Source organism: Parasphingorhabdus sp., assembly GCF_036568145.1.
Lineage (GTDB): Bacteria > Pseudomonadota > Alphaproteobacteria > Sphingomonadales > Sphingomonadaceae > Parasphingorhabdus.
Window position 1 is genome coordinate 80,671 of record NZ_DATCTC010000028.1, and the last position, 17,117, is coordinate 97,787.

The following is a 17,117-nucleotide window of genomic DNA, read 5'->3' on the forward strand; positions in this document are numbered from 1 at the left end:
GGCCGTCAGCCTGACCCCTATTTCGACCAGCGCGCATAGATCGCAGTCGGCAACAACAATCCGCGTGTTTCTTCGCGGACCGCCAGTTCGCCCACCTCAATCGTGCCGCCAAGATGCGCGAGCTTTTCTTCCAGCAGCGACCCCAGCGCCAAAGCAGACATCCGCACAGCATAAACGGTCAGGAACAGGCACCGGCTGTCTTCATCGAGCAGCTTCCCGCAATTTTCGACCAGCGGGGCCAGATCCTCTTCAAGCCGCCATATCTCGCCGTCCGGACCGCGGCCATATTTCGGCGGATCAAGCAGGATCGCGTCATAGCGCCGCTCCCGACGGACCTCGCGGGCAGCAAATTTCGCTGCATCGTCAATGATCCAGCGGATCGGACGCTCCGACATGCCAGACAAGGCCGCATTGTCGCGCGCTGCCGATACCGATTTCTTGGAAGCATCCACATGAACCAGCTTCGCCCCCGCCGCAGACAGAGCCAGCGTTCCGACGCCGGTATAGCCAAACAGGTTAAGCGCTTGCGGCTCGTCGAGACCTTGGAGATTGGAACGGATCCACCGCCAGACCGGGGCCATGTCGGGAAAATAGGCAAGATGCCGAAAGGGAGTGCACTGAGCAGTGAACGTAACTTCTTCCCAGCTAAGCGGCCACCCCTCTTTCGGAACCGGGTTGTTGAAGTGCCAGCGCCCACCGCCCTCATCATCCGATGCGGGAATAAACTCGCCATCCGCCTGCCAGTCGTCTTGTGCCGGTGACCACATGGCCTGCGGTTCCGGGCGAATGAAACGATAGTCGCCATAGCGCTCCAGCTTGCGGCCATTACCGCTGTCGATCAGCGCATAGTCACTGCGCGGATCGCTAATCATTACGCCGGGTTGAGACGACGCTTCAGCCATTGGCGGGCGTTGCATTTGCGGTGATGTAGGCCTTTACGGCATCATAATCGCCCGGCAATTTCTCACACGCCTCTTCGCGATCGAACAAATCCCCGATGCGGCGCGGCAAAATTGGTCTGGATCCGGTTGCCCGCTCCACAGCCTCCCGGAATTTGGCAGGGTGAGCGGTGGCCAGAGTCACGATGGGTACCGACGGATCAATATCCGCTGACCGAGCCGCAGACAGACCGATAGCAGTGTGCGGGTCAATCACCTGTCCGGAATTTTCCTGCGCCTGGCTCATAGCCAGCGTCATGCTGTCCGCATCCACCCGCGCGCTTGTAAAAATAGCCGCAGCCTTGGCCCGCATCTCCGGATCAATCTGCATATTGCGCGTCTCTTCAAATGCCTTCATCCGGGCAGCCGTTTTCGCTCCATCGCGGCCTTCCAGATCGAATAATAGACGCTCAAAATTGCTGCTGACCTGAATATCCATCGAAGGCGCCGCAGTAGGCGTCACGGTTCCGGTTGAATAATCACCTTCGCTCAAAGCCCTGTGCAATATGTCATTCACATTGGTTGCGACAATAAGCCGTTCCACCGGCAACCCCATTTGCGCGGCGACATAACCGGCGAACACGTCGCCGAAATTGCCAGTCGGAACAGAGAACGCAACTTTGCGGTGCGGCGAACCCAATTGCGATGCGGCATAGAAATAATAGACTATCTGCGCCATCAACCGGGCCCAGTTGATCGAGTTAACAGCAGAAATGGCAAAGCGGTCAGTTACCTCGCTATCGGCAAACATGCGTTTGACCATTGCCTGCGCATCATCAAAGCTTCCGCTAATCGCAATGTTGTGAACGTTAGGTGCTAGAACGGTAGTCATCTGGCGCCGCTGTACATCCGATATGCGTCCATCGGGATGAAGCATGAAAATATCCACCTTCTCACGCCCGGCCAGCGCATCAATGGCGGCTGATCCCGTGTCACCGGACGTAGCCCCCACAACTGTGAGATGCTTGTCTTGCCGCGCTAGAAACGTCTCAAACAACAGACCAAGCAATTGCAGGGCGACATCTTTGAACGCCAGAGTCGGCCCGTGAAACAATTCCAGCAACCAGTGCTGTCCGTCCAACTGCACAAGCGGTGTCACTGCATTATGGGCAAAGCGCCCATATGCCTTTTCACACAAAGACCTTAATTCCTCTTCGGTAAGGGAATCACCAATAAACGGCTTCATCACGCGAACGGCCACTTCCGTGTACGGAAGACCGGCCATGTCGGCGATTTCATCTTGTGTCAGCTTGGGCCATTGAGCGGGCACATAAAGGCCGCCATCACCGGCCAAGCCAGCAAGAGTTACCTGTTCAAAATTAAGTGGCTCACCGCCACCGCGCGTCGAGATATATTTCATGATGGCCAGCGGGTTAGCGGCCTCGTCCTTCAAGGGCAAGTTTTATGCTTCGCTGTCCGTTCGATTACGTAGTCGCAAAGCCAGAATATAGATGATTAAAGCTATGCCCGCGAACAAAAACCACTGCACCGCATATGCCATGTGGTTGTTAGGTATATCATCTGTTGCTGGTGGCTGACTTTTTTCAAGTCCGGCGACGGGCTCGCTAGCCACTAGCCGCACGATATGCAGCCTATCAGGTGCAATAACACCATCCACAATACCGCCGCTCCATTCCGGATTTTCGGCTGATCTCGACCAACCGGCGACAATCTGTGCGCCCGGCCCCTCTCCTCCCGAAGTTTTGCAATGGGCAATATGGGCCCAGCCCGATACGCCCTTCACGTTACGGCCGCTGACGGAACGCCAATCCAGAACTTCCAGACAATTCACTGATGACCGACGGAAATAAGGGGGATCACCTTCAACGGGAACCGCAGGATAGCTGATAGCGGGCTTATCCCGCGCCGTTTCATAGGTTGTGAGTAGCTGGTTTTTCCATTCAGCGCGCTGTAGCTGCCAAATGCCTAGCCCGATCATAGTCGCCACAGCCGCAAGTACGACAGCAGTGACAAAGACCGGTATCCGCTTCATTCCTTACCATCGCCATCAATGCTGCCTTCTCGGGCCTGGTTTCGATGTTCAAGAATTAACAATATTCCCTTTGATACCCTTAGTGAACCGACAACAGCGGCAACCGTCAAAGGAAACCATAATATCACATGAACCCATATGGGCGGCTGAAAATTCAGTTCTACGATCAAGGCAAGGGCTACGATTATCCCGCCGACAATTAAAGTCAGAAATGCAGCGGGCCCGTCGCCAACATTATACTGGTCGTAATCCAGACCACAGGCACGGCACTTGGAAGCAAAAGCCGTTACACTACGGAACAGGGTTTTTTGCCCGCAATGGGGGCAAAGTCCGAAAAGGGCAGCAGGAAGAACGTCCGGCTGCCCTTTGGGTTTTTCAATATCGGTCAACAAACTATCCTAGTGGACCGGTGCGCCCCAGCCGCCCCATACATATACAACAATGAACAGGAACAACCACACGACATCGACAAAATGCCAATACCATGCCGCTGCTTCAAAGCCAAAATGCTGTTGGGGGGTGAAGTGACCTTTATAAGCACGGACCAAACAAACGATCAGGAAGATCGTACCGACAATCACATGGAAGCCATGGAACCCGGTCGCCATATAAAAGGCACTGCTATAGTTCAATCCAGCGAACGGGAATGGTGCAACACTATATTCATATGCCTGAATGCAGCTAAAGATAATGGCAAGAATGATTGTTAACCACAGGCCAGTAATCAATCCATTACGGTTGCCATGGATCAGCGAGTGGTGCGCCCATGTTATCGTGGTACCGGAGCACAACAGAATCAGCGTGTTTAACAGCGGAAGTTCAAATGCGCTCAGTACTTCTACGCCCTTAGGTGGCCATTGTACCAGCGCTTCAGCACCTTCCTGCCCGATCATATTCGTCGTAATGCCGTCAACAAATTCAAGTGGCTGTGGGAACAACGAAAAGTCAAACCAGGCCCAGAACCAGCCAACAAAGAACATCACTTCAGAAGCGATAAAAAGGATCATCCCGTAACGAAGGTGCAATTGCACAACAGGTGTATGATCGCCGGCCTGAGCCTCTGCGACCACATCCGACCACCATGAGTAAAAGGTAATGGCCATCAACAAAACACCAAGGCCGAACACCCAGGATCCGGCTGCACCGAAGAAATCGGTATGCAGCCACATCACACCGCCCATCGCCAATACTAGCGCAGAAAAAGCACCAAAAAACGGCCAAATGCTTGGCGGTAATATATGATAATCGTGATTTTTGGCTCCAGCCATGGTGTGATTCCCCAAACTTCTTTCGTTAATGTCCTTAGCCGCCGCTATTCGCGGGGTCTACTGCTATGCCGTCTTTTGAGCGATAAAATGTATAGCTCAAGGTAATCTCTTCAATGTCCTTTGTATCCGGATCATCAAGGATCGCTGGATCAATAAAGTAAAGCACGGGCATCCGCATCGTCTCACCTGGTTGCAAGACTTGCTCGGTGAAGCAGAAACACTGCACTTTATTGAAATATTGACCCGCTTGCAGAGGCGTTACGTTAAATGTCGCGGTTCCGACAATCGCCTCGTCCGATTCATTGGTTGCCAGATAAACAGCCATATCGCGCGCGCCGACAGTCACGCGGTCCACAGCTTGTTCAGGTTTGAAAGTCCATGGCAAGGCAGAGTTGACGTTGGAGTCAAAACGCACAGACATAACGCGGTGCGATGTTTGTACAGTCGCCGCCTTTGCCTCATCAACGCGTTGTGTCGTGCCGCCATAACCAGTCACTCGGCAGAAAACTTCGTAAAGAGGTACTGCTGCATAGCCCACGCCAAGCATGGCCAGCGCGACCGCAGCAAATATCGTGGCTACCCGCCGGTTTTTAGCCGATAAGTCTATTTTCTGCGTGGCGCTCATAATCAAGACCCGCTAATCTTAACAACAGTAATCAGGTAAAAAAGCACCACCAGAAAAAATAGCAGCCCGGCCGTAATAAGGGCCCGCTGTTTCTGGCGCGCCTGATATGCCTTTTGCTCTTCTGGTGTCATTGGCTTTTTATCGGGATCAATCTCGCTCATGCTAATATAACCCGATCTGCTACCAGCGCGCCAAATAGCGCAAACAGATAAAAAATGGAAAAACTGAACAAATGCTTCTCGGCCTTCATCTTGCTTGGCTCTTCGGTTTTGCTGAGGCCAACGCGGAAGGACAGGAAAGCAAAAATCACGCTAAGCACAATTGCGACCGTGCCATAAATCGCGCCTGTCATATCCAGGGCAAAGGGAGCAATCGCACAGATCGCGAGTATCACACTATAAGCGGCGATTTGCCGACGGGTCGACTGGCGCCCTGCAACAACCGGCATCATCGGAACTCCCGCTTTGGAATAATCGCTATTTACGAACAGCGCGAGTGCCCAAAAATGGGGCGGAGTCCAGAAAAAGATAACTGAAAACAGCAAGACGGGCATCAAACTGATATCACCGGTCACAGCCGCCCAGCCAATAACTGGCGGAAATGCTCCTGCAGCACCGCCGATGACGATATTTTGCGGCGTGCTGCGTTTAAGCCAGATCGTATACACCACCGCATAGAAAAAGATTGAGAACGCCAATATAGAAGCGCTTAGCCAGTTAACCGCTAATCCCATGAGCACAACGGAAAATACGGCAAGGCCGATACCGAAATGGAGAGCGGTTTCGCTATCCATACGCCCAGCTGGTAACGGGCGGTTTGCAGTGCGTTTCATCACTGCATCAATATCCCGCTCATACCATTGGTTCAGGGCCGCCGACGCCCCTGCCCCCAGGCTGATTGCCAGAATGGCAGTAAAACCAAGCACGGGATGAATGGAACCGGGAGCAGCCAGCAAGCCGCAAATAGCTGTGAAAATGACAAGAGACATCACGCGCGGCTTGGTGAGCGCAAACAAATCCTTCGCACTGGCCAATTTATATGATGATGTCGTAACGATAGTCATTTCTGTTTCAATTATCTCAGTCGGTTTTATCACTTTCTGTCCGGCAAGCCAAAAGCCACCGGACAGATAAGCCCACTTATTTTCCCAGATTATTTAATCTGGGGAAGCGTTTCAAACTGGTGATAAGGTGGCGGGCTGGACAATGTCCATTCCAGCGTCGTTGCACCTTCACCCCAGTAATTATCTTCTGCCTTGCGGCCAGCGATGAACGCCCATGCAATGTTGATGAAGAAGATCACCACACCAACCCCCATGATCGCATAGCCGATGGAAGCAATTTCATTCCAATAGGCAAACTGCTCCGGATAATCAGGATAGCGGCGCGGCATGCCCTGGTTACCCAAGAAGTGCATGGGGAAGAACATGACGTTCACGCCGATGAAGAAAATCCAGAAGTGCAGTTGACCCAGCAGCTCGCTATAATGGCGACCCGACATTTTCGGGAACCAGTAATAGAAGCCAGCAAACATCGAGAATACAGCACCTAAAGACAACACATAGTGGAAGTGAGCAATCACATAATATGTATCGTGCAGGTTATCGTCGATCCCGCCATTGGCAAGAACCACACCGGTCACACCGCCGATTGTGAACATGAAGATAAAGCCCAGCGCCCAAACCATAGGTGTTTTAAACGTGATCGAGCCGCCCCACATGGTTGCAATCCAAGAGAAAATCTTGATGCCGGTCGGCACCGCAATAACCATGGTCGCAGCGGTAAAGTACATTTTCACATTAACCGATAGGCCGGTTGTGAACATATGGTGAGCCCACACAACGAATCCGACCACACCAATCGCCACCATGGCATAAGCCATGCCGAGATAGCCAAAGATCGGCTTGCGTGAGAAGGTCGAGATAATGTGGCTAACCATCCCGAAACCGGGCAGGATCATGATGTAAACTTCAGGATGGCCAAAGAACCAGAACAGGTGCTGGTACAAAACCGGATCACCGCCACCGGCAGCATCAAAGAAAGCCGTACCGAAATTACGGTCCGTCAACAGCATGGTGATAGCAGCCGCCAGCACCGGAAGTGCCAAAAGCAACAGGAATGCCGTAATCAGAACAGACCATGCAAATAGCGGCATTTTGTGCAGGGTCATACCCGGCGCACGCATGTTGAAGATAGTGGTAATGAAGTTCACTGCACCCAGGATCGAGCTTGCGCCAGCCAAGTGCATAGACAGAATGACCATATCCACAGCCGGCCCGATAGACCCGCTGGTCGATAGCGGCGCATAGATTGTCCAACCCGTGCCAGCACCATTACCGGTACCGCCTGGAACAAAAGTAGAGCCAAGGAGCAGCAAAAATGCAGGAACCAACAGCCAGAAGCTGACATTGTTCATCCGCGGAAAAGCCATATCCGGTGCGCCAATCATAAGCGGCACGAACCAGTTACCGAAACCACCGATCATCGCTGGCATAACCATGAAGAAGATCATGATTAAACCATGTGCAGTGATAAGCACATTCCATAGGTGATAGGCCTCATCCAATGATGCCCCGGAGCCAACCCAGCCTGTAAGATACTGGATACCCGGTTCAGCGAGTTCCAAACGCATCATACCCGAAATCCCGCCGCCGATAATACCGGCAACAATCGCGAAAATCAGGTAAAGCGTACCGATGTCCTTGTGGTTGGTGGACATGAACCAGCGCTGGAAAAAGGCAGGTTTATGGTCTGCGTCATGTGCATGATCGTCCAAAATCTGGCCGTCTGCTGCAATAGTTGTCATCGATTGCTACCCCTTAGTTCGCAGCGGCGGCTGCATCAGCAGGCTCGCCTTGTGTTATCGTGTCATCGGATGCGGTAGCGTCAGCGGCTACATCATCTCCGCCTGATTCATCACCACTGGCTTCTGCCGGCTCGTCCCCCTTTACGGTTCCGCCGTTAGCGCGCACCCAGTCATTAAATTTGTCTTTCGGAAGCACTTCGATCGTGATCGGCATAAAGCCATGGCGCACACCGCAAAGCTCTGAACACTGGCCGTAATATACGCCAACCTTGTCAATTTGCAGTACTTTCTCGTTAATCCGGCCCGGCACAGCATCCAGCTTAAACCATGCGGAAGGAACGGCAAAGCTGTGGATCACGTCCGCTGAGGTAATGAGTAGTTTTACAGGCTCTCCGACAGGAATTACCATCCGGTTGTCAACGGCAAACAACGGAGTCTCTCCGCGTGCCTTTGCTTCATCTTCCGGCAACATATTGGAAATAACTTCGAAATCACCATTGTCGGGATAGCTATACCCCCAATACCATTGATAGCCTGTCACTTTGACAGTCAGCACATCATCCGGCGCAGGTTCAAACTGCTTTGCAAGCAAGCTGATCGAGGGCACGGCAATCACCAAAAGGATCAAAACAGGAATAACCGTCCAGACAACTTCGATAAATGTATTATGTGTGGTTTTTGAAGCTTCCGGATTTGCACTTTTGCGATAGCGGACCATCACAACCAGAAGCAGCACAAGAACAAACAGACAGATCCCGATCATGATAGGCAGCAGGATCGCGTTATTAATCCATTTGGCTTGCTCACCTGTCGGGCTAACCTGTGGCTGGAAATCAAACCCACCATCCTTCGGCATGCCAACGCCTTCTGTAGGCTTCATAGGCGTATAGAGAGCAGGATCAAGCCCGGGAGCCGCAGATGCTTCAGTCGCAGGAGCCTCTGATTCAACGCTTGCAGCAACTGGCGCTGCATCCACATCCGGCGCAGCAGGTAACGCATCTTGCGCTAATGCAGCTGCTGGCGTGAGAATCAGGCCCAATGCCAAAATCCATGCTTTCACATAATGAGTCATTACTTGCCCAACCTTATTTAAGCCCTTGTTTCCATACGTTTTCCGCTAACAGGCAAGCCAGAAAATCTGGCAACTATAATCCGCAGGGATACTGAGTCCTGTTAACTTGAGACGCACTATTTGACGCGGCTTATAAGCAGGGTTATCGCAAGCCTCAAGCTACTCTACGCATATTTTTAAAATTTTTGGACTTTTACCGGAACAAAGTTGCCCCCATTTCAAGAATACGGACCAAACAGGATGACTATTAAATTGACCGAAAACGAAATTTTGGATGAATTCCGCGCGAGCGACGCCCTGTTAGAAGGGCATTTTATATTATCATCCGGCCGGCACAGCGCACAATATCTGCAATGCGCGCGCGTGTTGATGGACCCGGCGCGTGGCGCAAGGTTGGCCGGAGCGTTGGTCGCCAAACTGCCTGATGCTATTCGTGATGCTATTGATATTGTCGTATCCCCGGCGATGGGCGGCGTTATTGCCGGTCATGAAATGGGTAGAGCGCTTGGTAAAGAGGCTATATTTCTGGAAAGACCCGAAGGCACATTCGAACTGCGTCGGGGCTTTCGACTGGAGCCCGGCCAAAAAGTCCTGATGATGGAAGATGTTGTGACAACCGGCCTGTCATCACGCGAAGCGATGAAAGCTATCGCTCTCGCGGGCGGTGAAGTTATTGCAGCGGGCGCGTTGGTCGACAGGTCAAATGGCGCGGCCCGCTTTGATGTTCCCTTTTTCCCGCTGATCGCGCTTGAAGTACCTTCTTATGCCGACAATGAAGTTCCCGCTGAATTGGCCGCCATTCCAACTACAAAGCCAGGTAGCCGTAAAGCATGAACCAAACGCAGTATCTTCGCTTGGGCGTCAATATTGACCATGTGGCCACGATCCGCAATGCGCGCGGCGGTGAACATCCGCAGCCCATTCGCGCCGCCACAATTGCTGCAGAGGCCGGGGCCGATGGTATTACCGCCCATTTGCGCGAAGACCGGCGCCATATTCGCGACGATGACCTGACTATATTAATGGAAAGCTTGTCCATTCCACTCAATCTGGAAATGGCCGCCACAGATGAAATGCTGAACATCGCCTTACGTCACAAACCACATGCTGCCTGTATCGTCCCCGAAAACCGCGAAGAGCGCACGACCGAGGGCGGACTGGATGCCGCTGGACAGCATAACCGGTTGCACGATTTTGTCGGCCAGTTGCGAGAGGCCAATATCCGCGTGAGCCTGTTCATAGAGCCTGATCCCAGACAGGTTGAAGCCGCCATCCGTCTGGGCGCACCGGTGGTTGAATTTCATACCGGCCTTTATGCAGAGGTCACGGGTGCGCAGCGGGAGGCGGAGTTACGTAGAATCAGCGACGCTGCCGCACTGGCCGTCAAAAATGGTATCGAACCCCATGCCGGTCACGGGCTGACCTTTGATAATGTGGTGCCCATTGCGGCGATCCCCCAATTGGCTGAGTTGAATATCGGGCATTTCCTGATTGGCGAGGCGATATTCAGCGGCTTGGCCGGAAGCATCCGGCAAATGCGTACTCTTATGGATGATGCGAGATGAGCGTCTGTTTCTCCTGGCATTTCAACGAAACCGCCCGTCATAACCTCGTACTTACCCGCGAAGGCGAATATCTCTGTCGAATGGGCGTTTCTTCATCGGATATCCCATCCTTCGCAGGGATGACAGGTGGATTAAATGGGATGACGTATTGATATGATTATCGGTCTTGGATCAGACCTCTGTAGTATAGAGCGCATTCAAAATTCGCTCGACCGGTTTGGCGAGCGCTTTGAAATGCGTGTATTCACGGAAATCGAACGTGCCAAAGCCGCACGGCGGCCATTTACAAAGGCCGGAACCTACGCGAAACGCTTTGCCGCAAAGGAAGCTTATTCAAAAGCGGTTGGAACCGGTTTTAAGGCGGGCGTCTTCATGAAGGACATCGGAGTCGTCAACGCACAAAGCGGCGCGCCTACTCTTATGCTATCCGGTGGCGCAAAGAAACGGCTCGACGCACTGACCCCGGCGGGATATGATGCGCTTATTCATCTTACACTCACTGACGATCATCCATGGGCTCAGGCATTCGTCATTATCGAAGCAATAGCCCAATCCAGGTAATTATTCATTTTGACAGGCCTCATGCGAGCGGACGATTATGATACCCGGGGCACTAACTAAAGAAGAAAACTAGATATGAGTTTAGAGAAAGCGGATGAACAGGCGGACAAGAAGGATGAATCCAAAAAGAGCAAGACTGACTGGATCGGGGAATTCAAAAGCATCGCTCTTTTGTTGCTTGCCGTCCTGGCTTTTCATAGCTTTGTAGCCAAGCCTTTTTACATTCCATCCGTTTCGATGATGCCAAGCCTGTTGGTCGGAGACCGCCTGATCGTTAGCAAATATGCTTATGGCTGGTCATGGGTTTCTCCTACGTTTCATATATTACCGCGGATGGAAGGGCGCCTTTTAGGCTCAATGCCACAGCGCGGTGACATCGTTATTTTAACGCCAAAAGACCAAAGCAGCGACTATATCAAACGGGTCATCGGCCTGCCAGGTGAAATGCTGGAACTGCGCGGGGGACAGGTTTTCCTGAATGGCGAGCCGGTCAAGCAAGAGGTCCGACCGGACCTGATGTTGCCTATTGATACCAACTCCCCTTGCGAGAACCGCGAATTCCCCGGCCTGCGGGTGACGGATGAAACCGGCAAGAGTTTTTGCCAGCTCCCGGTCTTGCGCGAAACCCTTCCCAATGGCGTGAGCTATGACGTTATTGATTTAGGACCACAGTCTTCCGATGATATTCCACCCGTCATCATTCCCGAAAACTATGTCTATTTGCTGGGCGACAATCGCGACCTGTCTGCGGATAGCCGGGTAGCGAGTCCGCTTGGGCTGGATGGTGCCATCCCTTGGGAAAATATCGGTGGCCGCGCAGAGTTTATTACATTCTCGCTCGACGGAACAACCACCCTTAATCCGGTAAGCTGGTTTACTTCATTCCGCAGTGGCCGCGCAGGGACGAGTTTGCGACCGGAAAAGGAAATTAGCGCCGCTGAATAGACCGGATATTTTAGAGGCGGAGCCCCAAAGTCTCATCCAGACCGGCCATGATATTCAGGTCCTGAACCGTGCTGCCTGCAGCCCCTTTGCCCAGATTGTCGAGCTTTGCGGCCAAGCGGACCAGATCGCCGCTTTCACTGGCAAACACGTAAAGTTCCAGCCGGTCCGTCGCCGGGTCATTGTCATTCAGGAGCAACTCACCAATGCCGCTGCCATCATGGACGCTGACTATCGGCGACCCCTGATAATGATCCTGTAGAGCTTCAAGCAAGTCAGCGGCTTTCGCAGCGACCTTCATTGCGCCTAGGTTCAACGGAACCTCGACAATCATGCCCCGATAAGCGGACACGACGGCGGGCGCGAAAACGACATCGTGATTTAGGCCAGCATGCTGCTTCATCTCTGGCATATGTTTATGCTCAAGATTAAATCCATAGCCACGAAACCCGATTTCACGCTCCTGCTCGAACCGCTCGATGAGCGCCTTACCGCCGCCGGAATAGCCAGAGACAGCATTGACCGCATAAGGCCAATCAGCAGGCAATAATCCGCGTGCGACAAGCGGCGCGACAAGGCCCAGAAAGCCGGTCGGATAACAGCCAGGATTGGAAACAAGTCTTGCTCCGGCGATACGCTCGCGCTGCCCTTCACGAAATTCCGCAAAGCCATAGACCCAATCGGGCGCTGTGCGATGAGCGGAGGAGGCATCTATGATTCGCGGATGATCACTTTCCAAAAGGGAAACCGCCTCTTTGGCAGCATCGTCGGGCAGGCACAAAATCACAAAGTCGCTATTATTGATGGCATCGCGGCGCGCATTCACATCCTTGCGCTGATCATCGCGCAAGCGAACAAGGTCAAACTCCTGACGTGCGGCCAGCCGGTCGGCAATTTCAAGGCCGGTCGTCCCTGCGGCTCCATCAATGAAAACACTATATGTCATGGTCTTTCCTCAACCCAAGCGCTTGCGCGCCAGAACAGGTTGCGCGGTATCATTGGCAAAGCGGGCGATCACGTCGGCCAGCGGCTCTACGCATACTTGCATCCAGTATGTACTGGCGTGGATGATCCGATCGCTATCAGCCATTATTCCCACATGATCGGGGAAAAAAACAAAATCACCGCGCTTCAAATCCTCTTCATCCGGGATTTCCGATCCCACAACCTTTAGCTGCTGATCCGTATCGCGCGGCACTTTCGTCCCTGTTAAGCCGAGAATTATCTGGACGAGGCCGGAGCAATCCAGCCCGTCACCGCTGCGACCGCCCCATAAATAGGGCGCGCCGACAAGTTGCTCGGCAAAGGCAACCGTGTTGTTCCTGCCATCAAATACGCGCTTGGCACCAATTTCCTGGACATGGCGGATGTGGACATAGCCTTTTCCGGTTTTCAGGAAACTGCCACACTCGCTTGGTTTCCCACAAGCCAGTTTTGCACCCATGGGCAAGCGTTTCATCACGCCGGATTTAATATCAGGCTCTATGAATATCAGTGCCGCCCGCGCTGAAATCAGATGGGTGGGCTGCGGCGTTTTGTGCTGATGCTGCAACGCATGCACCGGCAGGTAACCGACATAGCCGTCATGCTCGCAATAACCCCATGCCCAATCGCCGACAACATCGAGAAGCTGGAAATCTTCACCATGCAAGAGTTCGGACACAGCTTCGTGGTTTTTACCGCCTTGCTTGCGGATCATCGCCTTTGGCGCGGAACAGCGCATCGGCATTGGCTCGGCATAATGCGGAGCGAACATTCTGCCAGCGAGCGCAATATCGGCCAGATCGCCGCGATGCGCGGTGATCCGCGGATCAAAGCCTTCTTCGGGGCCGCGCAGCGAAAATTTTGCGCGCGCCGCGATTTCCCCGGTTTTCATATTACCGATAACATTCATTATTTCTATTACCCTATTTACGGCTTTCGCCGCAACTGCGCGGATTCTACGCTTTAACTACGTGATGCCAATAAGCCGCCCTTAAACGAGGTATAGCGTCTTAATCAAGCAGCGATGCGCTGCGCTTATCCGCCATAACGCGCTTTCAGATAGTTCCAGCTCGCCCGCAATCCTAGTGCATCTCCTCCTTTGGGTCGCCCTGCCTTGCTGGACGGTCGCCACGCATAGGTATCAAAATGCGCCCATGCGATGTCTTCGGGGACAAATTTTTGCAGGAATAAGGCTGCGGTTATGCAGCCTGCAAACGATCCCGAAGCGACATTGTTGGTATCGGCAATCGTGCTGTTGAGGCCGCTTTCATAGCGGGACCATAAAGGCATACGCCACAAGGGGTCGTCTTCCGCTTCACCGCCTTGAATCAAACCGGCGGCTACATCATCATCATTGCTGAACAAAGCCGGCAAGTCAGGCCCCAATGCAACCCGCGCGGCCCCTGTCAGCGTTGCAAAATCAAGTATCAGCTCCGGCTCCTCTTCCCCTGCCAGCGTCAGCGCATCGCCCAGAACCAGGCGGCCTTCGGCATCGGTATTGCCGATTTCCACCGTTAGCCCTTTACGGCTGTTCAATATATCACCGGGACGCAAGGCCCGGCCGTCTATCGCATTTTCAACCGCCGGGACCAGCAAGTGAAGCCGCACCGGCAATTTCGCTTCCATGATCATTTTAGCCAAGGCAATGGCATGGGCCGCGCCGCCCATGTCCTTTTTCATCAACAACATGCCAGCGGGCGATTTCATCGAAAGTCCGCCGCTATCGAAACATACGCCCTTGCCGACCAGGGCAATTTTCGGATGATCCGCCTTGCCCCATTTCAGCTCGATCAGGCGCGGCGCGTGATCGCGCATCGCGGCCTTGCCGACGCCGTGGATCATCGGGAAGTTTTTCTCCAGCACATCGCCGCGGGTAATATACAGCTCTGCGCTGTGTTTTTCCGCAAGCTTTGTGACAATATCCTCGATCTTGTCCGGCCCCATATCAGATGCCGGGACATTGACCATATCGCGCACCATCGCCGTGGCCTCGGCCTGACGAACCGCTTCGTCGATCTGGCTGATTTCATCCTTGACGAGCAAGACGCTAGGCCCTTGCCTGTCCGGCAACTCCTTGTAATGGTCAAACTCGTGCTGCGGTATCAACCAGCCGAACAGCGCATCTTTCGCACTGGCGCCTTCCAACCGGTATTTGCCCTCCGGCAATTTGCCGCCCAGTTTTGCCAGCGCCCACGGGTCCAGCTTTTCATGATCGGCAACCCCGGCAACGACGGTGAAGTCGCCCTGCTCTGCGCTATCATCCTTTTCCTTTGCCGAGAGGACGGGAAGGATCAAATAGGATTCCGGGTTGGCGACAAATTTATAGGCCGCCACAATGTTGCGGATGCTATCGGGCTGGCCCTTCAGCCAGTCCTCGAAAATCTGCACATCCAATATCCGGATGGTCCGTGCGGGCTGGCCTTTATCGGCCTCGATCAGTGCGTTAAAGTCAGTCATCTTCACGCTATAACCGCACTATGGTTTGAAGGCGAGAGCCTATTCCAATAGCTGTTCAGGCACTCACTCTGCCGCTTCCATTGTCAGCTCTTCCTGGCTGGAGGCCACGCTTCTTGGCCCGTAAAACTGGATGACACCATCATCTACCGGCCATTTCAGCAGAACCTTTTTATCAAACAGATAGTCCTGATTGAGCTTCCACGGCATTTCCTTGCCATTACGCGGCAATTCGTTGATGGAGCGCAGGATATAGCCGGAAGAAAAGTCGAAAAGCTCGTCCTCTTCTACTCCGTCCGTTAGCACCGGATTGGCAATCTTTGTGCCGGTTGCATCCATATGGTTGAGCAAGCGGCAGGTATATTCCGAAACAATATCCGCTTTCAGCGTCCATGAAGCGTTGAGGTAACCAAAGACAATCGCCATGTTCGGAATGTCGGAGAACATGCAGCCTTTATAATAGAAATGGTCGTGGAAATTGATCGGCTTGCCATCCACTTCAAACGCAACCTTGCCCGCAACCGCGAGTTTCAGGCCGGTAGCGGTGATGATGATGTCGGCATCCAGCTTTTCCCCGGATTTCAGGATTATGCCGTCTGCGGTCACGGTATCAATATGCCCGGTTTTCACGTCCGCCGTGCCAGCGCGAATAGCCTTGAACATATCGCTGTCGGGGACAAGGCACAGCCTTTGTTCCCACGGGCCATAAGGGGGCGTGTAATCTTCCTTGTTATATTTATCGCCCAGTTCTTTTTTCAGAGGCTTTTCAAGCTTGGCGATAACCTTTTCCGGATTGTTGCGGGCGGTGCGGTAAACCAGATCCTGCATGAAGACATTTTTCTTGCGGATGATGTTATAGGCCCATTGGTCCGGCATGATCTTGCGGAGGAAATTGGCAAGCTTGTCGCGGGCATCACGGGCAAAATACCATGTCGGCGTGCGTTGCAGCATGGTGACATGCGCGGCCTTTTTCGCGACATTGGGAAGAATCGTCACCGCGGTAGCGCCGCTGCCGATAATGACGACTTTCTTGTTGCTGTAATCCAGATCTTTCGGCCAGAATTGCGGGTGGACCACTTCGCCCTTGAACGTCTCGATCCCCTCTATCTTGGCATCATAGCCCTGGTCATAATCATAATAGCCAGAGCCCATATAAAGGAAATTGGCGTACATGACGACGCGCTCGCCATTGGACCTTTCGGCGGTCACGGTCCAGCGTGCGTCCTCGCTCGACCAGCTGGCGGACAGCACCTTGTGGTCAAGGCGGATATGCTTTTCCAGATCATTTTTGTTCTTGATCCGGTGAAGATATTTCATGATCGAAGGGCCGTCGGCAATCGCCTTCTGCTCGGTCCACGGTTCAAATTTGAAGCCCAGCGTGTGCATGTCGCTGTCGGAGCGGATACCGGGATACTGGAAAAGGTTCCACGTCCCGCCAATCTCTTCACGCCGGTCGAGCAAGGCAAAGCTCTTGCCCGGACATAAGTCGCGCAAATGAACCGCCATGCCGATGCCGGAAATACCGGCCCCGACGATCAGGACATCAACCGAATCTATCGCTCTTTCAGGTGCATTGCTGCTACTTTTTATAGCTTGCGTTGTCATTTGCCGTCTCTCCAACCACTTATTTAGTCTTATGATGCACTATGCCATCATCGGAACAAGGTTGCAATTAACAATTTAATCACCCGATTAAGGCTTAAACTTCACTAACTTCACACCAAGGAAGCACATATTTCCGCCATTTGTCCGGAATTGTCAAATTGACCAAAAGCCAGATTCCGGGTTTTACCAGTTTCGCGCAGATTCGAAATATACGGCCCCAAATCCAATTCCCCTCTTCCTCTCCATCATAACGATCAGGGATAGTGTAGGACAGGCTTATTTCATAAGCGCGGGGGGGGGGGGCA

Annotated in this window: 19 protein-coding genes; 4 read left to right on the forward strand and 15 right to left on the reverse strand. The window is 53.0% G+C overall.

Annotated elements, in window-relative coordinates:
* Positions 1 to 17: 17 nt before the first annotated feature.
* The 10 genes from VIN76_RS10575 to coxB all read right to left on the reverse strand — a co-directional run bounded on the left by VIN76_RS10575 (position 18) and on the right by coxB (position 8,701).
* Complete coding sequence (locus VIN76_RS10575; RefSeq protein WP_332041812.1) at positions 18 to 902, reverse strand: class I SAM-dependent methyltransferase; 885 nt, start codon at positions 900 to 902, stop codon at positions 18 to 20.
* Positions 895 to 2,298 carry a threonine synthase gene (thrC, locus tag VIN76_RS10580; RefSeq protein ID WP_332041831.1) on the reverse strand — a complete coding sequence of 468 codons (1,404 nt, stop codon included), beginning with the start codon at positions 2,296 to 2,298 and terminating at the stop codon, positions 895 to 897. The genes VIN76_RS10575 and thrC overlap by 8 nt, the downstream gene beginning before the upstream one ends.
* Before the next feature lie 42 nt (positions 2,299 to 2,340).
* Positions 2,341 to 2,931, reverse strand: a complete 591-nt coding sequence (locus VIN76_RS10585) for an SURF1 family protein (protein WP_332041813.1) — start codon at positions 2,929 to 2,931, stop codon at positions 2,341 to 2,343.
* A complete protein-coding gene (locus VIN76_RS10590; RefSeq protein WP_332041814.1) occupies positions 2,928 to 3,320 on the reverse strand; it encodes a DUF983 domain-containing protein in 393 nt (130 codons plus the stop codon). The genes VIN76_RS10585 and VIN76_RS10590 overlap by 4 nt, the downstream gene beginning before the upstream one ends.
* A 9-nt stretch (positions 3,321 to 3,329) precedes the next feature.
* Complete coding sequence (locus VIN76_RS10595; protein ID WP_332041815.1) at positions 3,330 to 4,199, reverse strand: cytochrome c oxidase subunit 3; 870 nt, start codon at positions 4,197 to 4,199, stop codon at positions 3,330 to 3,332.
* A 34-nt stretch (positions 4,200 to 4,233) separates the two neighbouring features.
* Positions 4,234 to 4,824, reverse strand: coding sequence for a cytochrome c oxidase assembly protein (locus tag VIN76_RS10600; protein WP_332041816.1), 591 nt, complete (start codon positions 4,822 to 4,824; stop codon positions 4,234 to 4,236).
* 2 nt (positions 4,825 to 4,826) lie between these two features.
* The gene (locus VIN76_RS10605; protein WP_332041833.1) at positions 4,827 to 4,985 is read right to left on the reverse strand and encodes a hypothetical protein; all 159 of its coding nucleotides are present in this window, start codon (positions 4,983 to 4,985) and stop codon (positions 4,827 to 4,829) included.
* On the reverse strand, positions 4,982 to 5,887 hold the full coding sequence (locus tag VIN76_RS10610; RefSeq protein WP_332041817.1) for a heme o synthase: 906 nt from the start codon (positions 5,885 to 5,887) through the stop codon (positions 4,982 to 4,984). Before VIN76_RS10610 ends, VIN76_RS10605 begins: the two co-directional genes overlap by 4 nt.
* Positions 5,888 to 5,976: 89 nt before the next feature.
* The gene (gene ctaD, locus VIN76_RS10615) at positions 5,977 to 7,629 is read right to left on the reverse strand and encodes a cytochrome c oxidase subunit I (protein ID WP_332041818.1); all 1,653 of its coding nucleotides are present in this window, start codon (positions 7,627 to 7,629) and stop codon (positions 5,977 to 5,979) included.
* A gap of 13 nt (positions 7,630 to 7,642) precedes the next feature.
* On the reverse strand, positions 7,643 to 8,701 hold the full coding sequence (gene coxB / locus VIN76_RS10620; RefSeq protein ID WP_332041819.1) for a cytochrome c oxidase subunit II: 1,059 nt from the start codon (positions 8,699 to 8,701) through the stop codon (positions 7,643 to 7,645).
* Positions 8,702 to 8,941: 240 nt separating this feature from the next.
* Between coxB and pyrE the strand changes: the two genes are divergently transcribed.
* From pyrE to lepB, 4 genes are all read left to right on the forward strand, one after another.
* Positions 8,942 to 9,535, forward strand: a complete 594-nt coding sequence (gene pyrE, locus VIN76_RS10625) for an orotate phosphoribosyltransferase (RefSeq protein ID WP_414696341.1) — start codon at positions 8,942 to 8,944, stop codon at positions 9,533 to 9,535.
* Positions 9,532 to 10,266, forward strand: coding sequence for a pyridoxine 5'-phosphate synthase (locus VIN76_RS10630; protein WP_332041820.1), 735 nt, complete (start codon positions 9,532 to 9,534; stop codon positions 10,264 to 10,266). The genes pyrE and VIN76_RS10630 overlap by 4 nt, the downstream gene beginning before the upstream one ends.
* Before the next feature lie 153 nt (positions 10,267 to 10,419).
* Positions 10,420 to 10,827, forward strand: a complete 408-nt coding sequence (gene acpS, locus VIN76_RS10635; RefSeq protein WP_332041821.1) for a holo-ACP synthase — start codon at positions 10,420 to 10,422, stop codon at positions 10,825 to 10,827.
* A gap of 75 nt (positions 10,828 to 10,902) precedes the next feature.
* Positions 10,903 to 11,772, forward strand: coding sequence for a signal peptidase I (lepB, locus tag VIN76_RS10640; protein WP_332041822.1), 870 nt, complete (start codon positions 10,903 to 10,905; stop codon positions 11,770 to 11,772).
* Between the two features lie 10 nt (positions 11,773 to 11,782).
* Here the strand turns inward: lepB and argC are convergent, their stop codons facing one another.
* From argC to VIN76_RS10665, 5 genes are all read right to left on the reverse strand, one after another.
* Positions 11,783 to 12,715 carry an N-acetyl-gamma-glutamyl-phosphate reductase gene (gene argC, locus VIN76_RS10645; protein ID WP_332041823.1) on the reverse strand — a complete coding sequence of 311 codons (933 nt, stop codon included), beginning with the start codon at positions 12,713 to 12,715 and terminating at the stop codon, positions 11,783 to 11,785.
* 9 nt (positions 12,716 to 12,724) lie between these two features.
* Complete coding sequence (locus VIN76_RS10650) at positions 12,725 to 13,663, reverse strand: C40 family peptidase (protein WP_332041824.1); 939 nt, start codon at positions 13,661 to 13,663, stop codon at positions 12,725 to 12,727.
* A 125-nt stretch (positions 13,664 to 13,788) separates the two neighbouring features.
* The gene (locus tag VIN76_RS10655) at positions 13,789 to 15,210 is read right to left on the reverse strand and encodes a leucyl aminopeptidase family protein (protein WP_332041825.1); all 1,422 of its coding nucleotides are present in this window, start codon (positions 15,208 to 15,210) and stop codon (positions 13,789 to 13,791) included.
* A 63-nt stretch (positions 15,211 to 15,273) separates the two neighbouring features.
* Positions 15,274 to 16,812, reverse strand: a complete 1,539-nt coding sequence (locus tag VIN76_RS10660; RefSeq protein WP_332041826.1) for an NAD(P)/FAD-dependent oxidoreductase — start codon at positions 16,810 to 16,812, stop codon at positions 15,274 to 15,276.
* 94 nt (positions 16,813 to 16,906) lie between these two features.
* A partial coding sequence (locus VIN76_RS10665) for a hypothetical protein (protein ID WP_332041827.1) occupies positions 16,907 to 17,117 on the reverse strand: 211 nt, incomplete at its 5' end.